Raw genomic sequence first — 22,981 nt, 5'->3', positions numbered from 1 at the left:
GATTCTAGACCTTATATAAATTTACAAAAAATAGGAAAAAACGATGGCAAGAATTTCCATAACTTCTAAAGCTAATATCCAATTGTCTTAAATAATAAGTCTTACATCTCCCAATTCTTGAATTTTATAGGGAAATTTATCACCCGGTGAACCTATAAACATGAAGTTGGTGGGAATTTTCCAACGCTTGGACAATTCCTTAATTTTCTCTGGACCAAACACTCCCTTCTCCTCAACAAAATGAATATGAATATCGGGGTAGGCACGATCCAACACCTTAATATCCTCCTTCAATTTGGGTGCTATAATATGATTCTCATCCACAACAGCTACAATTTTAAGTATCCTGGTTGGTTCATTATTTTTAATGTAAAGCATCACCTTATTTAAGGTAGCCACATCATCGTGGTTTGTAAAAAAAACAAACTGTTGCTTATTAATTGCCGCAAGTAATTTTTTGGTATGGACGTTCAAGGTCTTAAAAAGTTGGCCCCTATCGGGAAAGACAAAACTTAAAATATCAAGAAATCCTCTAAAAATATAGGTGCGGTACAACATGAAAAACACTACAAGTAGGGTGGGAATGAGATATTCTGTAAATATCCCCAAATAGGAAGGGTTTAATATAATGTTACCGGCCATGGCAGCCATTACCGCTAGTATAGCTATTATAAGTCCCAACCAACTAGATCGTTCCGGACGTGGTAATTTCGCCCTATTTATTTTAAGCATCATGTTACCAATTCCGAACAATACCATCACCGATAAAAAGGCTATGGTATAAACCCCTGCCAATTTTGCCAGGTTTCCTTGGGTTACCAATAATATGGACACACATAAAAAAAAGAACAAGGTATAAATCATATAAGAGCTGCCAGCCCTATTTTTCTTCAATAAAAATTTGGGCAAAATTCGGTCCAATGCCATTCGTTCCATAAGTCCACCCACACCTACAAAGGAAGTAAGCACGGCACCACTTAAAACCAAAGCTGCGTCTATACCCACTAGTAAGGAAAGCCAATTGCCTCCGGAAATATCTGCCATATGGGAGAGTAGGGCATCTTGATTGGTTTCGATAAATTTAATGGGGATTATGGCAAGGGCCAAAAAAGCGATCAATGGATTAAAAATGGTTACTACCACCCACATATTGCGCAAGGTCTTTGGAAATATGCCTTCCTTCTGTTCCTCAACATAATTGGCCGAACTTTCAAAACCACTAATCCCCAACATAGCCGCCGAAAACCCTAAAAACAAGGCGCTAAATATACTGCCCTCCAACGGAGTCCTAAAATTTGAGAATAGGGTTTCAAACCCATTTTCCGCAAAGTAGACAATACAGAAGGCGCACAATAATGTCAATGAAATTAAATGAAATATGAAAATGATTATTGCCACCTTGGAAGATTCGCCAATACCGATGATAACCAAGCCCATAAAACAAAACATCAGGATTATGCTTACTGGCAAGACCGGAATAAAGTTCAATATGCTGTTAGCATACTTTACAGCCTCACTTGCCGATATCACAGCAGTTGCCATATAAGAAAGAACGGTCAAAGCGGCTGCAAGTGATGCCGTCGACTTTTTGGTGGTATTCAAAAGGGCATTATAGGCACCTCCGTTCAAAGGCAATGCCCCCACCACCTCACCATAAATTTTTCTAAAAAGGAATAGCACTAGAGCAACCACCAAAAGAGAAATCCAGGCATACTGCCCTGAATATACGATGGCCAATGCTGAAACATATAAACAAGAGGAGCTAATGTCGTTTCCACATATAGCCGTGGCTTCCAGTTGATTTAATTTTTTCTTCATTGAATCATTATTTGAAAAAAGAAACCTTAACTAAAGATAGGTGTAAAACAAGTACAATTTGTTTAAATGAGGTAGAAAAAACGTTACATTTAAGATACAAAATACGCTACCCATGAAGACCTTTACAAGCGCCATTTCCCTAAAAGAATTTCCGACCAGCGAACAGGTTCCTGTAAAAACAATTCGAAAATCTATAATGGATCTTATCCAAAAAGAACATCCAGAAATAAATTCGAAAAAATCCATTGCAGTATCCGAACTCAATTCATATCGTCAAAAATACCTTTCGGACTACCTCATCCGTGAGGTAGGCGAGTTGTCCAACTTGGAGGAGGATGTACTAAAGACGATCCAGCAGGAAAAAATAATTACGACCCAAAGGGAATTATTGGATGAATCAACTGAATATTCCTTTGGACAACGCCTGGCAGATAAAGTAGCTACCTTCGGTGGAAGTTGGAAATTCATAATACTTTTTGCCGTATTTATCTTTATTTGGATGGTCATCAATATTATTTTCCTAATGGATAAGGGATTTGACCCCTACCCTTTTATCCTTTTGAATTTAATTTTATCATGTTTGGCGGCTTTGCAAGCCCCCGTGATAATGATGAGCCAAAATAGACAGGAGGAAAAGGATAGGGAACGTTCCAAGCAGGATTATATGGTAAATTTAAAAGCCGAACTGGAAATTCGAATATTACACGAGAAGTTGGACCACCTTATAATTCATCAACAACAGGAACTATTAAACATTCAACAAATACAGGTGGAGATGATGGAAGATATCATGAACCAAATAAAAAAACAACAAAAAAGCTGAGGACCTATATGGAAATATGACCTATTTTGGGATATTTTATAAAATTTACCGAAAGAAGCAAAGTTATTTTGTAATTTTTGAGAACCAATTAACAACCAATCCCATAAATCACCTAACCATGGACACCAAGATTTTTAATATCAATAGAAGACACTTTTTAAAGGGCGCTGCAGCATCCTTGGCACTTTCCTCCTTTGGATCGTATGGCATGGAACTCCTATATCGGGATAAACCGTTACGTGTTGGATTGATCGGAACAGGCTGGTATGGAAAAAGTGACCTTTTTAGGCTTATGCAAGTAACCAATGTAAATGTTGTTTCCATTTGTGACGTGGACGAGCGTTTGCTTAAGGAAGCAGCCAACCTGATACAACTTAGACAACCCTCAGGAAAAGCTCCTAGAACCTACAAGGATTATAGAAATATGCTGGCAGAAAAAGATTTGGACATTGTGCTTATTGGCACCCCTGATCATTGGCATGCACTACAGGCTATAGAAGCTTTAAAATCTGGCGCCCATGTTTATGTACAAAAACCAATAAGTGTTGATGTTCTTGAAGGGGAAGCCATGGTTGCTGCCGCCAGAAAATACAACAGGGTAGTTCAGGTAGGAACCCAGCGCAAAAGTACTCCCCACCTAATTGATGCCAAAAAAAATATAGTCGATGCTGGCTTATTGGGTAAAATTTCCCATGTCGAAATGTGTTGTTACTATCATATGCGAGCCAATGGCAATCCACCAATAGAGAGTGTTCCTAATTTTTTGGATTATGAAATGTGGACCGGTCCCGCACCCCTACGACCTTATGATGGAATTCCCCACAGACGTTGGTGGCGCACCTTTATGGAATACGGCAATGGCATTATGGGCGATATGTGCGTACACATGCTGGATACCGTACGTTGGATGCTGGAGCTGGATTGGCCAAAAAGAATTAGTTCTACCGGAGGAATCTATGTGCAAAAGGACGGTAAATCCAATATAGCCGATACACAGACCGCAATATTTGAATATGAAGATCTGAACTGCGTATGGCAGCATAGAAGCTGGGGAACGCCTGCAGACCCCGATTACCCATGGTCTTTTAAACTATATGGGGAGAAAGGAACTTTGTCCGGCAGCACCATGAGGGCTGACTTTGTTCCGCATGGGGATGGAGAAAAGATACATATGGACGTTATTTATGAAAAAGAAAAATTTCCAGAGGACCTTACGGAAAAAGATATAGAATTAAACGCAGCGCCTGCCACCAGATTACATATGTTGGATTTTCTTGCCGCAATTGATAAGGGCACTTTGCCCATTGCCGATATTCGGGAAGGCCATGTGTCTACGGCCAGCTGTATTTTGGCCAATATGGCAATGACCACAGGTAGGCCGTTAATTTATGACCCTAAAAACATAATAGTGGTCAATGATGCAGAAGCAACGGCACTTTTGCAAAGGGATTATCGTGCTCCTTGGAAACATCCACATCCCAATGATTTTAAATAGACTTTTTGCAGAACCATATAAGTTCAGGTCAAGTAGATTTAATCCAAGATACGCCCATCCTCCATTTGGATAATGCGATCGGTACGTTTGGCAAAATCCTCATCATGGGTCACAATCAAAAGGGATAGGCCTTCCTCCTCTTTTAGCCGTTTAAAAATACTGAAGACGTTTTCAGAATTATGACTATCCAAATTTCCGGTAGGTTCGTCGCCCATCAGAATAGAAGGATTGTTTATCAAAGCCCTGGCTATGGCCACCCGCTGTTTTTCACCACCCGATATCCTTGAGGCACGTTGATGGGCCAACTTTTCTATGTCCAACATTTTTAATTTTTCCATAGCGTCGTGTTCTATTTCGGCCAAGGACTTCTCTGCCAATTTTTTGGCAGGTAACATAACATTTTCAAGCACACTGAATTCGGACAATAAATAATGGAACTGGAATACAAAGCCGATATGTTTATTGCGAATTCTGGAAAGTTCTTGATGCTTCTGTCCTGTAATTAATGTATTATTTAGGTAGAGATCTCCCGTATAATCGGTATCCATAGTAGAAAGAATATACAAGAGGGTAGATTTCCCAGAACCAGATTTCCCCATGATCGAAGCAAATTCGCCTTTCTTTATATCAAAGGAAATATCCTTGAGCACATGAAATTTCACCGGCTTATCAAAGTATTTATTAATTTTTTTAGTTTCTAGAACGAGCTCCATTATTATTGCTTAAGTTCCCCTAATAATCCGCACCGGGTCTATGCGTTTTGCTTTATTGGAAGGTAACCAACCAGCTATAAAGGTAGATATAAGGGCAAAGGAAATGCCGATGATATAATACCATATATTGTAATTTATGGGGTATGTGGTAATAGTTGGCAATGCCTCGGTTTCAAATGCTACATTATCTATTAGTTTGGAAAGTACAAATCCAAGAATAAGTCCAAGAATACCCCCCACGGCACCAATGATCATGGCCTGACTCATAAATATAAGTTGTACATCGGTTCCCGAAAACCCAGTAGCTTTCAGAATTGCTATATCCTTCATTTTTTCATAGATAAGCATATTAAGGATATTATAGATTCCAAAGCCAGCCACTATCAATAAGGTTATGGAAACGGCATAGGTTATTAGATTTCGGATATTTGAACCAGTTTCAAACTGGGCATTGGCCTCATTAATATCAGTGGCCTTAACTTGAAACTTCTTCCCCAAACTTTGCGCCATGGCGGTAGCTTCCTCAATATTATACAATTTCACATTAATATCCGTGATATAGTTCGGGGCTTCTCCCAGAATACGTTGCACGGTCTTGAGATTGGCATAACTTTGAATGTTATCTATTTCGGCTATGCCACTCTGATATATACCCACTATTTTTAAAGGAAAAACATCTCCCTTTATGGTACTAACCTGAACCCGATCACCTTTTTTGAGCGACATTTTTTTTGCTAGACCCGCACCCAAAAGAATACCATTTTCACTATTTCTTAAATCTTCCGCAGTGCCCTCTACAACATAGTCCCCAATATTGGAAAGTCTCGCCTCCTCCATAATATCCACACCTATTAAGTTTCCTCCCAATTCTATGGATCCCGAGAGATAAAAAATCTGTGCCCTAAGTTGGGAAGTGGCCCCTAATACATTCTTGTCCTTTTTTAAATAATTTAGAATGGGGAGTCCGTTGTGAATTTTCTTTTGACTTTGTTTGGGCTTAACAGAACTGACCACATTAAAAGCATTCTCAAATTCCTGGTATAAGGCTATAGGCTGTTTTTTTGAGGGTTCTATTTCATTGTAGATATGGATATGTGGAGTTTGGTTTAAAATAAGGCTGTCCAACATTTGATTAAGTCCGGTCATAAAACCCACCAAAGTAATATAGGCCCCAATACCAAAGGTAACTCCCAACGCAGCCGTAACCGTAGATTTCATCTTGGTGAGCAGATGGGTTTTGGCAATGTTCAATATGACTTTCCAATTGATCATTCCTCAGGTTTTAGAATTTCTGTGGTCTCGGTAATACCCTCCAAAATTTCAACACGATCTAAATTTTGAAGTCCCAAAACAACATCAACCAATCCGTCTACGGTCCTCACTTTATTCCCTTCCATCAAATACTCCTTGGGTATGGTCAAGGCCTCCTCCTTTTGGAAAATAATTATATTGGCCTCTCCGGCCAAACCAGGGAAAAGGGACTTTGGAGGATCGTTAAAAATTGCCTCCGCTTTAAAGGTCTGTGAACGTTCATCTTTTTTGGGATATATTTTATTCAATTTAGCTTCAAAAACCTGATCTCCATATGCATCCAAAGTAATCAGCACATTCTTACCCAAATCCAATTTTACGATATCGACCTCATCTATCAACAATTCAATAATAAAATCAGAGGCACTACCTACAGCCGCCAATGGTTCCATAGTGTTTACTATTTCCCCTGGGTCTTTATAAAGGGCATAGACCTTACCTTTAATTTTACTGGCTACGGTAAAATCCTGGGTAGAGATCTTTGAGCTGGCATAGTTGTTTCTGGCCTGTTGCACTTTGGTAGCCAGTTCCTTCCTAGTTAGGACATAATTGTTCTTCAACTGCTTCAAATTATTTCCTGAAATTTCAAACGCCAACTTTCGGTTCTCGAACTCCAATTTTGATCCAATATTTTGATCCCAAAGCCTCCTTTGCCTTATAAAGTTCATGGAGTCGTTTTTAAAGGTTAAGGTGGCCGATTGGATCTCATCTTCCAAAGAACTCAATACCGCTGAACTTCCTGAATAATTTGCCTGGGCCATTTCGAGTGCCAAGCGGGCATTATCAGAATTGAGTTTCGGAGTGTTATTAACAATCTGAACAATTGGAGTTCCCTTTATTACCATATCGCCTTCCTCCAATAAATTAAAGTCCAAAATACCGCCCACGGGGGCATAGGCCTGATAAAGACTATCTGGTTGCACGGTTACGGAAGCATAGACCGATTCCGTTAAATGCTGTTTAGCAGGGAATATCTTTTCTTGTTGGCTTCCACAGGATATGAAAAGAAAAAGAAAATTTATCCAGAAAAAATTCCTCATTGATATTAAGTTAGGCTAGTTCAAAATAAAGGGAATTAAACCATGGAGACTATGAGAAATGTCATAAAGTTTTAATCATTGGGGTTATTCACAATAATTTTGTTGGATTTCCTCCAATAAAGCTCTTGATCATAGAATTGAATGCATTACAGTTTTTAGACTTCTTGACCCCAATCCTTATTTCACAACGCGGATTGCCTGCAATTCATTTAGACACATTCAATAGACAGCATATAAAATGAAGTTACAACTTACCCAACGTAAAAGGACATTACCAAAACGGGAATCTCAGACCCACCGTCTTGAAAATGTCCATTAACTTAATTTGGAAACTAAATCTTTTACTTTTATCCCAATTTAATATATGCGCCGGTGAATGTGCTTACCGCTTATAGAAATTTTCCTGTTTCATCCAGCTTTACCCGCAGCATTTTATCTTCGTTCTCCAATTTCAGTTTATAGGTCTTCTTAGCACCTACGGGATCTATATAGGAAACTACATAAATATCCTTAGTAATAGTCCATCCAGGAAAACGGTCTGCAATTGCGCTCTTTATAGTGCTGGGCAGATTTATATCCTTAAATTTTTCGGCAGTGCGCAATAACTTCCCATCCTTATCGTAAGCGGCAAGTATTTTACCTTCGGGGATAAAGAAGGTAATATTGTAAAGGTCGTAATCATCTTGATAGTATTCTGAACTCTTAATATCATAGGTTGCCACCTTTTGCTGCAAAAGCTTCACAGGTATTGAGGCCACCTCTTCGGTGTTTACATTGTTCAGATACTTGTAGTTCGTGGCATAAACGGTTACCTCCGATAGCTCCACCGTAGGAATAATTTGAGAATAGGCAAGGGTGGTTAGTCCAAAAGCTAATAAACCAAATAGCAATTTTTTCATGATCAATTATTTTAGATTAATAATTAGTGTTCACATGAACGTATAACCATTCATGAGGTGAAAATTACCCCGCTTTTAAGGCCACTACAATGACTTAGGTCATTCTGCCATTAATAAATAAGAAAACACCTACTTAGGGGAATAACAACTGACGGATATCATATTTTACCCGAAAAGAAGGAACTAGATTTGATCTTATCAAGCCTGACTAGGAATGTTTTATGGAACATTCCCTTGCAACAGCTACTAAGGGAGTTTATAGATTATTTAAAAAGGAATATGACAAATTTAACCGCTAGCGAGAGTATACGATTACTTAAGGATAATTACACGGGTCACTTGGGATATATATCCCAGCACCAACCTTATGTCCTTTCTATAACTTATTTTTATGATAAGGAAGATCATTCATTAATAAGTTACTCAGCAGATGGCCATAAGATAGATGCCATGCGAAAAAACAATGCCGTTTCCCTGTTGGTGGAGGAAATAAAATCATCAAACAATTGGCAATCCGTTTTGGCCCATGGAACCTATGAGGAACTTAAGGGTTCCGATGCCAAGTTTAAACTGCATCAATTTACGGAAGGGGTCAAAAGTCTTATCCTACGTAAGGAGCAGAGGGAAATCGAATTTATAAGTGAATTCTCCAGTAAATTGTATTCCCGAGGTAATCCAACCGTATACCGTATCAAAATATTGGAGATTACAGGAAAAAGAAAAGAGACCTAGAATACAAAACCCGTAGGTTGGTTCCCTTGTTCTTTTTAGTCATTTAGCAATTGAGGATACTTTCAAACTGAGTTTAATTCCTGCTCAAAACCGTTTAATATTTTTATCCATAAAAATTCTCTTACTGGATCGACATATTACGTAACTTAGATATAGCAACAACAAAGTATGTTCCCACTTCCCCTTCCAATCTTTAATCTATAGCATATGCAAAGAAACAGCTTTATTGCAGCCCTATCTGCGATCGCCACTGTGCCCTTACTGTCATTTTCGTCTATGGAGAAAGTAATAAAAAGAAAGACGGAGGGCTTTAAAATTAATGCGGGGGAAGGTAGAGTACACGGCCATATTAAATTAAAGGGGGTAAATTCCAATATATTGGATGTAAAAATATCCGGAAGTGATACCGACAATGACCTAGCTATATTTGAACAAACTTCCCTTTCCCAGGGTAAAGGAACTCCTTTGCATATTCACCCCGGGCAGGATGAAATATTTTATGTTCTTGAGGGAGCATATTATTTTAAGGTCGGGGACCAAACCTATAATCTAAGCGTTGGCGATAGCATATTTTTACCCAGAAAAGTTCCACATGCCTGGACACAGGTCACAGAAACCGGAAAAATGATGGTAATCGTACAGCCGGCAGGTAAACTTGAGAATTTTTTTGTTGCCATGTCCGCTTTGGATCACGAACCCGGTCCCAAGGAAATTGAACAACTATTTGCGGAAAATGAAATGCAGGTGGTGGGACCTCCTTTGAAAATTGATTGACAGATTTCCCAACACAATGGGATAAATTGAAAAATATTCCACTTATCGCCTGTGCAACTTTATAATTAGGCATAGTCCATGACTTTCTGTACTGTAATAATATTGATATTACCATGCCCATAATGACCAATATCATGTTACGTTAGCTTCTTAAATACTTCCTTTGTAATTATAATTAGAACACCGTATTGTGTTCCGAAATCCAATCTAGCTTAAACAACGATTAACGATCTTAATTTCGTTGCAAAAGGACTTTTTTGAATAAACGAGGTCCTTTTAAAACGATGAGAATTGGTATACATATGTCAGAACATGGAACATCCTATTTTGAAAAGGTAATGCATGTCCTCGATTATTTGGATCCATGGAAAACCCTCGAATTAGTGCTTGTCAATTGTTGCAAAATCCAAATTAATTGAAACGTGTATAATTATAAACTCCGACTAACATGCGCAAAAAAATAGTTACACTTACCTTAAATCCCGTATTGGACAAAAGCGTTTCTGTTGCTGGCATTAGCCCAAATACCAAACTCCGATGTACTGCTCCCACTTACGACGCGGGAGGAGGTGGCATCAATGTATCACGTGCCGTTAAAAAATTGGGAATGGATTCACTCTGCATATATCTCGCAGGCGGTCCTACAGGAGAACATTTAAGGCAACTTTTGGACAAGTCAGGTATTGACCAATTGGCAATTCCCATCAAGGGATGGACACGAGATAATCTTGCTGTTACCGATACCACTACCAATTTACAATACCGTTTTGGGGTTCCTGGGCCAATTGTGGAAAAAGAAGAATGGGAAACCTTACTTGATCAATTGGAAAAAAATTTGGAAGAAGGTGATTATTTGGTGGCCAGCGGGAAATTACCGCCTGGAATGCCCGATGATTTTTATGTACAAGTGGCCGAAGTGGCCAAAAAGAAAAAGACAAGGTTTGTATTGGACACTTCTGGTGAGGCTTTGGTAAAGGCCACTAAATCCAAAGTTTTTATGCTGAAACCCAATTTGGGCGAGCTAAGCTCCTTATGCGGGGTAAAATCCATATCCGCTATGGAACTGGAAACACTTGCCAAAAAGTTTTTGAATGAGCATGATTGTGAGGTATTAGTAGTCTCTTTGGGAGCAAAAGGAGCCCTATTGGCAACTAAAAACCTAATGGAGCATATTCCCGCACCCACTGTCCTTCAAAAAAGTACCATTGGAGCGGGTGATAGTATGGTGGCAGGTATGATTGTGAGCCTGCTTCAAGGCAAAACCTATAGTGAGATGGTAAAATATGGTGTTGCCTGCGGTACCGCAGCCACCATGCATGAAGGTACCCAATTGTGCAATAAAAACGATGCGGATAATTTGTACAAATGGGTCCTAAAGACACAATAGTAAACCAGTAAGAATTCGATAATTTGCTTCCTCCATTTCAGCTCATTAATATGGACAAGTACATTGCCTTTGCATAAAAGAATCCTACTATGGAAAATATTCAAAAATTCGCGTTACCTGCCCTTCATGAAGGGGAGATTCCGTTGGCATTTATGAACACCAACGCACCCCATGATAAAGGGGTGATTCTGGCAGCTGATGTTGGCGGTACAAAAACAAATTTGGCGCTTTTTAAAGTCCAGGCCGGCAATCTGGTTCCTTTAAAGGAAAAATCGTTTCGCACTAAAAAATATAAATCCTTTATGGAGATAGTGGCTGCCTTTCATACCAAAGAGTTACCCAGGATAAATGGGGTTTGCTTAGGGGTTGCCGGCCCTGTAACCCAAGGCAAGGTATATGGAACTAATTTTTCCTGGGCCATAGACAGTGAGGAAATTAGTCGGGAACTACATATTCGTTCCGTTTCCTTGATCAATGATATGAAGGCCAATGCCTATGGACTGGCGTCACTCCAAGAAAAGGATTTTGAAACATTGAAATATGGCCCCAAAATACCAGGTAATGCTGCTCTCATATCTCCAGGCACAGGCCTTGGGGAGGCAGGGATGTTCTGGGATGGATCTCACTACCATCCGTTCGCCTGTGAGGGTGGCCATTGCGATTTTAGCCCTCGCAATGAATTGGATATAAAAATTTTACAACACTTCCAACAAAAGTACGGGCATGTTAGCTGGGAGAGATTGTTATCCGGTCCCGGAATATTGGATCTATATATGTTCTTACGGGCAATTAGTGGTATACAGGAACCGCAATGGTTGACTGATCAAATGTCGCAGGAAAATCCTTCCGCCACCATTACCAAGATAGCCTTGGAAGCAAAGGATTCCGTTTGTGAAGAAACTTTGGACCTTTTTATACGGTTCTTGGCCGTAGAAGCGGCACAACTAGCTCTAAAATTTAAGGCTACCGGGGGTATCTATATAGGTGGGGGTATCTTGCCAAAGATCATTACAGGAGTTAAACGGGAAGTTTTTCATAACAACTTTGTTCAATCCGGGCGTTTAGACTTTCTCTTGGAAATGGTACCCGTCAAAGTAATCCTCAATGAAAAAACACCACTTCTTGGAGCTGCCTATTATGGTGCCATGGCACTTAGCCAGTCTTAGGGCTTATTCAAATTTTGAAGCAACCAAATATTGATTTAGCACTAAAGAAACGGTATTAAGTAAAAATTTAAAAATGCAGGGTCTGGTGGTTTTGTTCATTAAAACTCATCAAGCTTACCTTGCCGTAGTCCTCCATTTTTTTAACTAGGTCCTTATGGAACCATTTTTTAAGAAATCCCTTCTTTTCCCTTTCCAACATAACAACAATATCCGCATTTACTACTCCAAGATATACTCTCAGTGTATCAAAAACATCAGCTGAAAACAATAGCTCAAATTCAATCTCAGGATAATCTACCTTGCTTTTGAGCAATTCTTTGAACCACTCCATCTGCAAGTCGCCCGCATATTCTTCATTTGTGGAAATATGCACCACCTTGATCTTAGCCTTTAATGGTTCGGCAATTTCAGTAAGTTTTTGGATGGCATGAATATCTTCCTCCTCAAAATCTGTGGCATAGACTATGGTACGGATATTCATACGACCCACATCCTTGGGAATGGCCAATACGGGACATGGTGCCTTCTCAATTAGCTTCTTGGTGGTACTGCCTAAAATCAATTCCTCCAAACCGCTTCCTCCCTTTGTGCCAACCACAATCATTTGGGCATGCCACTCTTCTGCCTTGGAAATTATTCCTTTTATGACAGAACTGTTTTCTGCTGCCTCCAATCTTATATTAGGGTTATCCCAATGGCCACCAAGATGTTCCCTACATAATTCTTCCAACTTGGAACGGTTGGTTTTAAAAGCAACTTCCTGTATGTGGGGAAGGGGATTATCTAGTGCTTCGGCCCCTAAAATACTGGGGAATTCAAATATATGGGTAATAACCAGACGTGCGCCGAGTTTTAGACTCAACGCATGTGCAAATTTCAAAGCAGAGACTGAGTTTTCTGAATAATCCGTGGCATAAAGCAGTGTTTTCATTTTTGAGTTGTATTGAAATATTAAGGAATAAACTTGCTGGCCAATTCTAGTGCTAATACAACTTATCCCGAATTATATGGTATATTCCAACAGCAAATTTAAAAGTGGGATAATGTTTGTCCAATAAATTTAGAGCCTTATGTTGGATCAATAAATGACATCTATCATATAAGGTAATCTTTCTAAGCCCGATCTTCGCGTTCGGAAAATGATTCGTTTGAATAAAAAGTTTAAGAAATCTAACTGATTTATGAGTAAAGCCATATATATAGCTACCACAGAGCCCAATAGTGGAAAATCGATCGTATCCTTGGGCCTTATGCAACTATTATTGGGAAAAACGGCCAAAGTAGGTTATTTCAGGCCTATCATCGATGACTTTGAAAAGAACAATGTAGACGACCATATAGATACAATTTTAAAGCATTTTGAGGTGGACCAGAAATTCGAGGATGCCTATGCGTATACTCGAAGTCAGGTAGTACAACTCAAAAATTTGGACAAGGATGATGAAATCATAGGTAAAATCATCAATAAATACAAGGCTATTGAAGATCGGTTTGATATTGTCTTGGTGGAAGGGACCGATTTTTCAGGGGAAGGTGCCATTATAGAATGGGACATCAATGTACTTATTGCAAAAAACTTGGGTATTCCCGCTGTCATCATCGCCAACGGAAAGGGCAAGACCCTTCAAGAGCTGGTCGGAAATATATACATGGCCTATGATTCCTTTAGGGAAAAAGGTGTGGAAGTACTGTTAACGGTAGCCAATAAAGTCCAGCCAGAGAACGTTGACCTAGTGGTTTCCGGACTCAAGAAAAAACTACCTGAAAAAGTTTTGGTAGCAGCCATTCCCTTGAACCCAATTTTGGGAAATCCAACTGTAAAGGAAATTGCTCAGAAACTTTCGGGCAAAATTTTGTTTGGTGAGGATTTTATAAACAACCAAGCTGGTGAGTTTAGTGTGGGAGCCATGCAACTCAGAAATTATCTCACACATTTAAAAAAGGATAGCTTGGTGATAACTCCTGGGGATCGGGCAGATATAATTCTTGGTGCACTACAGGCCAACATCTCCAGCAATTATCCCAATCTTTCGGGCATAGTACTAACGGGGGGGCTGTTGCCAGAGGAATCCATCATTAAACTAATTGAAGGGCTATCCGATATTATTCCAATAATTTCTGTAGCAGACGGCACTTTTTCAGTAACCAATCGTATAGGTACCATAAAACCCAGAATATATGCGGAAAACAAAGAAAAAATAACAACCTCTATACAAGAATTCGAAAAATATGTGCCAATTAATGAATTGGCCGAACGCCTAATTACCTTTAAGGCCGAGGGGATTACCCCTCGGATGTTCCAGTACAATCTTCTAAAACGGGCAAAATCGGCTAAAAAACATATTGTTCTTCCAGAGGGAGCGGACGAACGGATCCTATTGGCTACCAAAAAACTAATAGATACCAATGCTGTTACAATTACATTGCTGGGAGATCCTGAGCAAATAAAAACAAAAATTGCGGAGTTGGATCTTAACTTGGATTCCAGCAGTATTAACATCATAGACCCCAAGTCATCCTCCAATTTCTTGGATTATGCCAATACCCTTTACGAACTGCGCAAGAATAAAAATGTTAATCTTGCTATGGCGAAGGACCTTATGGAGGATGTTTCCTATTTTGGAACCATGATGGTCTATAAAGGCCATGCCGATGGAATGGTCTCTGGAGCAGTGCATACTACCCAACATACCATAAGGCCGGCATTGCAATTTATTAAGACCAGGCCTGAAGTCTCCATAGTTTCCTCGGTGTTCTTTATGTGCCTACCAAACCGTGTTACCATATTCGGCGACTGCGCGATCAATCCAAATCCTACAGCTGAACAATTGGCCGAAATTGCTATTTCTTCGGCAGCTAGCAGTACCGCTTTTGGCATTGAACCCAAGATAGCCATGCTTTCCTATTCCTCTGGGGCCTCCGGGGTTGGAGAAGATGTGGATAGAGTGCGCAAGGCTACGGAAATTATAAAAATGAAACGGCCCGATCTAAAAGTGGAAGGGCCCATTCAATACGATGCGGCAGTGGATATGAATGTGGGCAAAAGTAAACTTCCTGATTCTGAAGTAGCCGGTCAGGCCAGTGTTTTTATTTTTCCGGACCTCAATACTGGAAACAACACCTATAAGGCCGTGCAAAGGGAAACAGGTGCCTTGGCCATTGGTCCAATGCTGCAAGGTCTAAACAAGCCTGTAAACGACCTAAGCCGTGGCTGTACAGTAGATGATATATTTAATACTGTTGTAATAACTGCCATACAGGCCCAAGGCCTTTAACTTTAAAAAGATAAATCCATAACTATGAACATACTGATAATCAATGCAGGCAGTTCTTCCATTAAATATCAATTGATTAAAATGCCTACGGAACTATTGATCTGTAAAGGTGTGATTGAACGTATTGGCTCAAAAAACTCAACAGTGAAGTATAAAACCAATACTGTGGATTCTGAGGAAATAGAGGAAATACCCAATCACAATGTAGGGTTCTTAAAAATGGCCAAGCTATTGATGGACCCCAAGAAAGGGGTTATTAAAAATGTCAACGATATTGGAATTGTGGGCCATAGGGTGGTACATGGTGGAAATACCTTTTCAAAAACAACCTTGATTACCCAAGAAGTAAAAGATAAAATCCAAGAATTGTCGGTCCTGGCCCCATTGCACAATCCGCACAACTTGGAAGGAATTGTATTGTCCGAAGAAATTTTTCCCACTGCCAAACAAATTGCCATTTTTGATACCGCTTTTCATCAAACAATGCCTATTAAGGCAAAGAAATATGCGTTACCCAATGAACTTTATACCGATCGCCGTATCCAAGCATATGGTTTTCATGGCACCAGTCATAAATATGTGTCCGAAAAGGCCAATTCCTATTTACAATTGAATAAATCCAAAATAATTACCATACACTTGGGCCATGGATGCAGTATGACTGCAGTAAGAGATGGTATAAGTGTTGATCATTCTATGGGTTTCACTCCTTCAAACGGGCTAATCATGGGCTCTAGAAGTGGGGATATAGATCATGCGCTAATTTTCTATTTGGTAAATAGTTTGGGATATAGCTTGGAAAATGTAAACACACTTCTTACAAAAAAAAGTGGTATGCTTGGGCTTACTGGCCACAGTGATTTAAGGGATATAGAAACCAAAGCCAAATCAGGAAATCCGGAATGTATACTGGCTTTGGAAATGAATGCTTACCGCATAAAGAAATATATCGGTGCCTATGCTGCTGCCATGAACGGTTTGGATGCACTAGTCTTTACGGCAGGTATCGGCGAGAATTCAAGTACACTTCGGAAACTTGTGTGTTCCGAAATGGAGTATTATGGCATAGTCCTGGATGCCAGTAAAAACGACTTGAAATCATCCGACATTCGGGTAATTAGCAACGTCAAGGCCAAGGTTAAAATTTTGGTTGTACCTACCAACGAGGAATTGGAGATAGCGAAACAGGCATATAGTTTATCACAAAATCAATGATTTGTATACCATAGGTTCCAAGTCCCTAATCGGAAAAAACCTATTATTCACAATAATTGTTTAATATCCGAAATAAGCAAAATATACCTTTACAGGACTAAGCCTATTCTTTTTTAGCCTTACAAGTTTTAATTCCAAACGGAAGGTACAAAGGACAAAAACCCATAAAACTGGTCAGGAAAAAGACAATGGCCAGAACCACCAGGACAATGCCTAGGACTCCTGGGATAGTACCGTTATAATAAAGCCCAATCAAAGTTGCAGCAATCACAAAACGGAAGATTCGGTCTAAATTACCCATGTTTTTCTTCATAATAATAAATTTAAGTTAGACAATAAATATAGAGCCTACGACCAACTTTATATAAATTCGGAAGCTTCTTTAGCAGTTGATTCAATTTTGGATACTTAATTTGGCTAGATATAGGCCTTTACTTCTAGACCAATGTTCCAACACCTTTCCAATCTTGCCAAGATTCAATACAACAGTTCAAAGTAATGGGATAAAAATACGTCCTGAAATGACATATATCATTTCAAAGGATATTAGGTTTAAATAAATTTGGAATCTACCTTATTGTACAAAATTTAAATTATCATGGAAAAGGAAATTATATATAATTCAAACTTGCATTTTGAACACGAAATATGGAGACGGGAACTCTTCTTTTGGAGGGATGAACTAATTTTTTTCAATAATAGGCTTAGCGAAATGGTTACAAGATGGACTAAAAAGGAGTTTCTCGTTCAATTGGAGCACTTTCAAAACGAATTTATCCTACATGGTGGGGTCATAGAGGATTTATTGGAAGCAATTGAAATCCACGAAACCCGCCTAGCTGGACAAGATTTAGAGTCAAATGAAGCTATGGACACGGCAATGGTAAAGAAACACATTCAGTTTAGAGGAAAAATGGAGGCACAAGAACAGATTTATGCCGATCTTAAAAAAGACTTCTTCCGATTTTTGACGAAATATCTATAATTTATATGTTTGGAATAAAACTTCCCAAGAAACAAAACCTCAAAAGATACAACACTCTATTTAGGGTTCTTACGAAATATGGTTTTGAGGATGTTATGGCCAGCAGTAAGGCCAGAAAGTTTATCCCAAAGAATTACCTCGCTAAACATCCGCAGACCGAAAAACTGTTATCCTTATCTACTTTTGAGAGAATCCGAATGGTAATGGAAGAACTAGGCCCTTCCTATGTAAAAATAGGTCAGATTTTGAGCAACCGTGACGATATGTTACCTCTAGGTCTCATTAAGGAGCTTGAAAAACTACAAGATCAGGCACCATCTTTGCAGAATTTTGAAGTGGAAAAAATAATCTCGGAAGAACTGGGTATCGACTGTTCACAATATTTCCTTTCAATTGAATCCACACCCCTTGCAGCCGCCTCTTTGGCACAGGTTCATAAGGCACAACTACTCAACGGCACCTGTGTTGTGCTAAAAATACAGCGACCAAATATATCGGAAGTTATTGCTTCCTATTTTTCCATTATGAAAGAAGTGGCCACGGCCTTGGAAAAATATAGTGCCCAGGTAAAAGCCTTTCAGCCCCTGAAGTTGGTGGAATCCTTTGAAAAAAGCATCACTGAAGAACTTAGTTTTTTAAGGGAAATGGATAATTTGGAACGTTTTGCCAAAAATTTTGAAGGTAACCATGCTATATATGTTCCCAAGGCATATCGCGAACTAAGTACAGACCAGATTATATGTATGGACTGGGTTGACGCAATTAAGGTATCCGAACTGGAAAAACTACGAGAGCAAAATATAGATTCAAGTGCAGTGGCAAAAGTTGGGGTGGACTTGTATTTGGAACAGGTTTTGGAACATGGCTTTTTTCATGCCGATCCGCATCCGGGAAATATATTTGTACTCCCTGAGGTCCAAAAAATCTGTTTTATAGATTTTGGGATGATGGGAACCATAATGCCCAATGACAAGGAATCCTTAATGGAACTTCTCTTTTGTTTTTTAAAAAAAGATGTAAAGAAAATAATTCCAATTCTTAAAAAAATTGCAATAGTAACCGATATCCCTGATGAAAAAAAGCTGGAATATGATTTATATGAATTAGTGGAAGGAATTAGCAATACAGCCATTGGAAATATTAAGTTGGGAAGAACTTTGGAACAATTTAAAAATATTCTTTACGAGAACAGGATTACCATACCCCACTACTTGTATATACTTATTAGGGCCTTGGTCATTATTGAAGGGGTAGGCCTAAAACTCGATCCCGAATTCAACATTACGGATAATCTAAAACCTTTTATGACCAAAATAACCCGAAAACGGTTTGGCTTAAAACGACTTTTTCAAAGGAATCTAAATCGATTTCAAGATTACAATGTGATGCTGGACAAATTGCCTGCCGACATAAATGAAATTGTAGAAAAGATAAAAGACGGAAAATTGGTCATTGTTCACGAGCATAAAGGCCTCAACGATTTTAGAATAACCCTTAAGACAGCCTTTAACCGATTGGTCTATGCCGTAATTATTGCAGCATTATCTATAGGTTCTGCCCTTTTGGTAATGGCAGATATGCCTCCAAAGATTAGTGGAATACCGGTGTTGGGTGCTATAGGTTTTATACTTTCCGCAATTATTGGATTGGTTATCTTGATTTCCATTTACAGGAATAAGGAAGAATGATCCGCCAAATTTAATTTTGCATTGTCCAGAACAATAAACCGTAACATATTCCTTGCTTTGGTTTATTACAGATTTAAATAATTTTCAATTGTCATTTTTCTTTAAACAGAACCTAATTATTATCTTTATTCCCGGCACTATTTAACGGCCAAATTAAAATTGAAGCGATGAAAATTATTTCATGGAACGTCAACGGCATTAGGGCCATTGCAAAAAAAGACTTTTTTGAAACTGTGGAAAATATGGCCCCGGATATTCTTTGCCTTCAAGAAACCAAGGCACAGGACAGCGAAGTGGAGGAGACACTATCCGTATTGAAACATTACAAAAGAAATTATAATTCGGCCGATAAAAAAGGATATTCCGGTACTGCAATTTTGAGTAAAACAGCCCCTCTTGGTCTTTCCAAGGATATGAATATTTCCGAACATGATGCAGAAGGACGTATACAATGTGCAGAGTACGATGACTTCTTTTTGGTGAACGTTTATGTACCCAATTCGGGCCAGCAATTGGACCGTTTGGAATACCGTAAGCAATGGGATGCCGATTTTTTAAAATACCTGAAAAATCTAGAAAAGACAAAACCCGTAATTGCTTGTGGAGATTTTAACGTAGCCCATAGACCTATTGACCTAAAGAACGATAAGAGCAATTACAACAAAACGGCCGGATACACCCAAATTGAAATTGATGGCATGGATAATTTTATCAAAGCCGGATTTGTAGATTCATTTAGACATTTTAATCCGGATTTGGTGGCCTATACCTACTGGAGTTATCGCTTTAAATCCAGGGAAAGAAACACCGGTTGGCGTATAGATTATTTTTTGGTAAGCAAATCTTTGGTAGACCGTATAAAATCTGTTGTAATCCTGTCGGATTATTTTGGATCGGACCACTGCCCTATTGCTTTGGAATTGGAACTCTAAGAGGTACAATGGCCCTTTATCCTTGGATACACAATTTTACATGGCCTTTTATCTCCGAATACCAGTCAAGAATTGAATAGCCTTCATATGAATATAGCTCGTGTCACTTTAGTCGTTGACAAAAATTATTGGCTCTATTGAGTCTCCGATTGAGGGGAGTCCAGACATTATTTTATTTCTATTTATAAAAATAATTGCCGTTCAGTTGCGTTCGATGGGACATTAAGGCTATTGTAAATTCTGATTTAAATCTGTTGGTACATATTTCTTAATTTATTGTCATGTAACTAGCTGCGTTACAACCATAATCACTATGGTCACAATTTCTTGGCGTACCCAAATACCATTTTTTTAAATTCCCTAAAGTCGTTGGTAAATAAATCCATTTGTTCCTTAAGGGTAGCATGTTTTTCTCGGTAGGCCTTATCGGATTCTCCTTTCTCAGCACTTAACAAATGTGACAACTCTTTTTCATGTGCAACAATATCTTCAGCCAAATAATCAAATAAAGTTTCGTGGATTTTATCCAGATATTGGAGCATCTGACCGTATTCAGAAGCATTTATTTGCTCCCTGTCCAGCAAATCAGTGAAAAATTTGGACTCATCCTTCCAAAAGGCAATGGTGTTCATCCACTCCCTGCTTTCTTGGTGTAGCACGTCCAATGCTTCAACCAATATTTTTGACTTATTTGAACCTGATGATTTGGCATTCATTAGTTTAGATTTTAAATTATACCTTGATTAACCTATATATCTTTTTAAAAAGCCATGGCACAAATTCTTTCTAGCGTCAACCAGAATTGATTGAACCTTTTTAATGGTAATGTTACGTATTTTGGCAATTTCCGCTTGCTAAACTGCTGTCCGTTAAAAAGTTTATATAGCCTATACCTGGACATCGGTAATCCACCTAACACCCTCCGTACTAAGTTATGATAGCTCTAAAAAAATACCAACTAAAATTAAGTGAAATTCCATTTGCCTCTGATAAGCAATTACAATTTCTTTCGTGCCTTAATATTTTGTGTAATTCACTACTTTAAAACAACAGACTTCCTCACTCCAAAAAACAATATATTTCATTTGTACAAAGTCGACCCGGTAGCATGCCCTCCGACAAAGGATGAATTAAGGTTTTTATATTGCCCTACCTTAATGTTTCCAATTGTTCCTGAATCATTTTTAAATGCTGTGGATAATCCCGAACAATAAGTAAGTAATGCCCATCTTTCAATAATTTAAGGTAATGATTTACCTTCTCCTCGGTAATGCCCAATCCCCTTAAAATACCATAGGGACCTGCAGACATTGTACCTAATGGCTTCCCATATATGTCATTTAGAAATAAAGGGGCCAAGTTGCCCGCAATAAAGAGAATTCCAAACTCGGTGTTGGCAAAAACTCCAAAATCGGATTTGGCCTTTAAAATTCTGTTCAATTGGGATTTAAATACCTTCCCATAGTCAGCCTTCATTTTCTTAAGTGAAATATTGCCATTATCGATTTTTCCCAAGACCGACAATTGCGGCCTAATCTCCGTTTTGGCAAGCACTATTTCAATAGCTTTTCCCAACATCCATAAATGTTGAAAATCCTTTATTACAAAAATCCTCCTTACTAAAATGTTGACCTTAGATTTCATTATTTTGACAATTATGAAATGGCAAGGTCGGTGTATTTACACACCCCAAATTTAAGTACACATACAGATTTACGACATGATATAAATCATTTCAAAAAGAATTTGATAGCGTTAACTTTGAGAAGTATTGTAAAACATCATAGTAATCTAAAAATAAAAAATCATGACAAACAAAGACGGAAATATTCTTTTGGCTTTATTGACAGGAGCTGCCATAGGTGCAGGAATTGGGATTTTATATGCTCCTGACAAAGGCATAGAAACCAGGCACAAAATAAAGCGCAAGGTTGGGGAAACTACCCATGACATAACAGAAAGAATCTCACATGCCAAAGAGGAGCTTACCAAGACTGCAAACGAAAAAAAGGATGCATTTGACCGTAAATTGGACGAAGCTATCTCCACAATGAGCTATAAGGCAGATGACATTATTGCTACCCTGGAGCGAAAATTGGAAGACCTTAAAAAGAAAAACGCACAATTTCAAAAATAAGGTAGTATGGCCTTGACCGAACTTAAGAAAGACCTTGCAGAGGCAGAAGCCGATGTAAGGTCTTATCTGGCAAATAGCGAGGAGTATGCCAAGCTAAAAATATTTAAAGTACTTATGGAGCTTGTAATCACCTTTGCGCAAACTCTTTTAATAGGTGCTTTGGCCTTGTTGGCCTTGTTTTTATTATCCTGGGCGGCATCCAATGCACTGAACGTAGTCTTGGAAAGCACCTATCTTGGTTTTTTGTATATAGGTATGGGCTATATCCTTATTGCTGTTATTTGTTATTTTTTCAGAGAAAAAATCAATGCTCCCTTACTTCGCAAATTTTCCAAACATTATTTTGATTGAAGCTATGGGAAAACTGTACAACTCATTTAAGGAAATTGATGACAGACTAATGGTCTTAAATCTACAGCGTAAAATTGAAATGGAAAGCCTAAAATTGAACTTAAATCAAGCCAAGGCAAATCTCCGACCTCTGCAATTGGCGGGAAGCCTTAAGGGAAGCATTCAGCAAATCTTATTGGTCTACACCATAAAGAAGCTTAGGGGAATTTTCAATAGGAGGCGACAGCCCGAGGCTTGAAA

23 protein-coding genes are annotated in these 22,981 nt (G+C 38.7%); 14 read left to right on the top strand and 9 right to left on the bottom strand.

Annotated elements, in window-relative coordinates; all coding sequences use genetic code 11:
• Positions 1 to 87: 87 nt before the first annotated feature.
• Positions 88 to 1,818, bottom strand: coding sequence for an APC family permease (locus CWD91_RS17780; RefSeq protein WP_103442316.1), 1,731 nt, complete (start codon positions 1,816 to 1,818; stop codon positions 88 to 90).
• Between the two features lie 112 nt (positions 1,819 to 1,930).
• Here CWD91_RS17780 and CWD91_RS17775 point away from each other — a divergent pair, with 112 nt between their 5' ends.
• Positions 1,931 to 2,641, top strand: a complete 711-nt coding sequence (locus CWD91_RS17775) for a DUF1003 domain-containing protein (protein WP_103442315.1) — start codon at positions 1,931 to 1,933, stop codon at positions 2,639 to 2,641.
• Positions 2,642 to 2,759: 118 nt separating this feature from the next.
• Positions 2,760 to 4,136: a Gfo/Idh/MocA family oxidoreductase gene (locus tag CWD91_RS17770; protein ID WP_103442370.1), complete on the top strand. Its 1,377-nt coding sequence runs from the start codon at positions 2,760 to 2,762 to the stop codon at positions 4,134 to 4,136.
• A 38-nt stretch (positions 4,137 to 4,174) separates the two neighbouring features.
• Here CWD91_RS17770 and CWD91_RS17765 read toward each other — a convergent pair whose 3' ends face one another.
• The 4 genes from CWD91_RS17765 to CWD91_RS17750 all read right to left on the bottom strand — a co-directional run bounded on the left by CWD91_RS17765 (position 4,175) and on the right by CWD91_RS17750 (position 8,099).
• Positions 4,175 to 4,849: an ABC transporter ATP-binding protein gene (locus tag CWD91_RS17765; RefSeq protein ID WP_103442314.1), complete on the bottom strand. Its 675-nt coding sequence runs from the start codon at positions 4,847 to 4,849 to the stop codon at positions 4,175 to 4,177.
• A gap of 9 nt (positions 4,850 to 4,858) precedes the next feature.
• Positions 4,859 to 6,121, bottom strand: a complete 1,263-nt coding sequence (locus CWD91_RS17760; RefSeq protein WP_103442313.1) for an ABC transporter permease — start codon at positions 6,119 to 6,121, stop codon at positions 4,859 to 4,861.
• Positions 6,118 to 7,200 (bottom strand): efflux RND transporter periplasmic adaptor subunit, encoded by a 1,083-nt coding sequence (locus CWD91_RS17755; protein WP_103442312.1) that lies wholly within the window; start codon positions 7,198 to 7,200, stop codon positions 6,118 to 6,120. Before CWD91_RS17755 ends, CWD91_RS17760 begins: the two co-directional genes overlap by 4 nt.
• Before the next feature lie 389 nt (positions 7,201 to 7,589).
• Positions 7,590 to 8,099, bottom strand: coding sequence for a nicotinate-nucleotide adenylyltransferase (locus CWD91_RS17750; protein ID WP_103442311.1), 510 nt, complete (start codon positions 8,097 to 8,099; stop codon positions 7,590 to 7,592).
• 279 nt (positions 8,100 to 8,378) lie between these two features.
• Between CWD91_RS17750 and CWD91_RS17745 the strand changes: the two genes are divergently transcribed.
• The 4 genes from CWD91_RS17745 to glk all read left to right on the top strand — a co-directional run bounded on the left by CWD91_RS17745 (position 8,379) and on the right by glk (position 12,158).
• Positions 8,379 to 8,831, top strand: a complete 453-nt coding sequence (locus tag CWD91_RS17745) for a pyridoxamine 5'-phosphate oxidase family protein (RefSeq protein ID WP_103442310.1) — start codon at positions 8,379 to 8,381, stop codon at positions 8,829 to 8,831.
• 207 nt (positions 8,832 to 9,038) lie between these two features.
• Complete coding sequence (locus CWD91_RS17740) at positions 9,039 to 9,605, top strand: cupin domain-containing protein (RefSeq protein ID WP_103442309.1); 567 nt, start codon at positions 9,039 to 9,041, stop codon at positions 9,603 to 9,605.
• Between the two features lie 448 nt (positions 9,606 to 10,053).
• The gene (locus CWD91_RS17735; RefSeq protein ID WP_103442308.1) at positions 10,054 to 10,992 is read left to right on the top strand and encodes a 1-phosphofructokinase family hexose kinase; all 939 of its coding nucleotides are present in this window, start codon (positions 10,054 to 10,056) and stop codon (positions 10,990 to 10,992) included.
• An 89-nt stretch (positions 10,993 to 11,081) separates the two neighbouring features.
• Complete coding sequence (gene glk, locus CWD91_RS17730) at positions 11,082 to 12,158, top strand: glucokinase (protein ID WP_103442307.1); 1,077 nt, start codon at positions 11,082 to 11,084, stop codon at positions 12,156 to 12,158.
• Between the two features lie 67 nt (positions 12,159 to 12,225).
• Here glk and CWD91_RS17725 read toward each other — a convergent pair whose 3' ends face one another.
• A complete protein-coding gene (locus tag CWD91_RS17725; RefSeq protein WP_103442306.1) occupies positions 12,226 to 13,089 on the bottom strand; it encodes a universal stress protein in 864 nt (287 codons plus the stop codon).
• 250 nt (positions 13,090 to 13,339) lie between these two features.
• Between CWD91_RS17725 and pta the strand changes: the two genes are divergently transcribed.
• Both pta and CWD91_RS17715 read left to right on the top strand, forming a co-directional pair.
• Positions 13,340 to 15,433 carry a phosphate acetyltransferase gene (gene pta / locus CWD91_RS17720; RefSeq protein WP_103442305.1) on the top strand — a complete coding sequence of 698 codons (2,094 nt, stop codon included), beginning with the start codon at positions 13,340 to 13,342 and terminating at the stop codon, positions 15,431 to 15,433.
• Positions 15,434 to 15,457: 24 nt separating this feature from the next.
• A complete protein-coding gene (locus CWD91_RS17715; protein ID WP_103442304.1) occupies positions 15,458 to 16,648 on the top strand; it encodes an acetate/propionate family kinase in 1,191 nt (396 codons plus the stop codon).
• A gap of 103 nt (positions 16,649 to 16,751) precedes the next feature.
• Here the strand turns inward: CWD91_RS17715 and CWD91_RS17710 are convergent, their stop codons facing one another.
• On the bottom strand, positions 16,752 to 16,961 hold the full coding sequence (locus CWD91_RS17710; protein ID WP_103442303.1) for a YgaP family membrane protein: 210 nt from the start codon (positions 16,959 to 16,961) through the stop codon (positions 16,752 to 16,754).
• A 285-nt stretch (positions 16,962 to 17,246) separates the two neighbouring features.
• On the opposite strand from CWD91_RS17710, the gene CWD91_RS17705 reads away from it, so the two are divergent.
• From CWD91_RS17705 to CWD91_RS17695, 3 genes are all read left to right on the top strand, one after another.
• Entirely contained in the window at positions 17,247 to 17,633 is a 387-nt protein-coding gene (locus tag CWD91_RS17705; RefSeq protein ID WP_103442302.1) for a hypothetical protein, read from the top strand.
• Positions 17,634 to 17,638: 5 nt separating this feature from the next.
• Positions 17,639 to 19,321 (top strand): ABC1 kinase family protein, encoded by a 1,683-nt coding sequence (locus tag CWD91_RS17700; protein ID WP_103442301.1) that lies wholly within the window; start codon positions 17,639 to 17,641, stop codon positions 19,319 to 19,321.
• Between the two features lie 167 nt (positions 19,322 to 19,488).
• A complete protein-coding gene (locus tag CWD91_RS17695) occupies positions 19,489 to 20,253 on the top strand; it encodes an exodeoxyribonuclease III (RefSeq protein WP_103442300.1) in 765 nt (254 codons plus the stop codon).
• A 317-nt stretch (positions 20,254 to 20,570) separates the two neighbouring features.
• Here CWD91_RS17695 and CWD91_RS17690 read toward each other — a convergent pair whose 3' ends face one another.
• Together CWD91_RS17690 and CWD91_RS17685 are read right to left on the bottom strand one after the other, a co-directional pair.
• Complete coding sequence (locus CWD91_RS17690; protein WP_103442299.1) at positions 20,571 to 20,969, bottom strand: hypothetical protein; 399 nt, start codon at positions 20,967 to 20,969, stop codon at positions 20,571 to 20,573.
• A 433-nt stretch (positions 20,970 to 21,402) separates the two neighbouring features.
• Positions 21,403 to 21,897, bottom strand: coding sequence for a hypothetical protein (locus CWD91_RS17685; protein WP_103442298.1), 495 nt, complete (start codon positions 21,895 to 21,897; stop codon positions 21,403 to 21,405).
• A 163-nt stretch (positions 21,898 to 22,060) separates the two neighbouring features.
• Between CWD91_RS17685 and CWD91_RS17680 the strand changes: the two genes are divergently transcribed.
• The 3 genes from CWD91_RS17680 to CWD91_RS17670 are packed head-to-tail and all read left to right on the top strand — an operon-like array spanning position 22,061 to position 22,979.
• Positions 22,061 to 22,390 (top strand): YtxH domain-containing protein, encoded by a 330-nt coding sequence (locus tag CWD91_RS17680; protein WP_103442297.1) that lies wholly within the window; start codon positions 22,061 to 22,063, stop codon positions 22,388 to 22,390.
• Between the two features lie 6 nt (positions 22,391 to 22,396).
• The gene (locus CWD91_RS17675; RefSeq protein ID WP_103442296.1) at positions 22,397 to 22,741 is read left to right on the top strand and encodes a hypothetical protein; all 345 of its coding nucleotides are present in this window, start codon (positions 22,397 to 22,399) and stop codon (positions 22,739 to 22,741) included.
• 4 nt (positions 22,742 to 22,745) lie between these two features.
• Complete coding sequence (locus CWD91_RS17670; protein WP_103442295.1) at positions 22,746 to 22,979, top strand: DUF6327 family protein; 234 nt, start codon at positions 22,746 to 22,748, stop codon at positions 22,977 to 22,979.
• The last annotated feature ends 2 nt before the right edge of the window (positions 22,980 to 22,981 follow it).

Origin of the sequence: Arenibacter hampyeongensis (assembly GCF_002909255.1) — a bacterium.
Taxonomy (GTDB): domain Bacteria; phylum Bacteroidota; class Bacteroidia; order Flavobacteriales; family Flavobacteriaceae; genus Arenibacter; species Arenibacter hampyeongensis.
The sequence above is the reverse complement of the archived record's forward strand: the minus strand, read 5'-3'. Positions and strand labels throughout refer to the sequence as shown.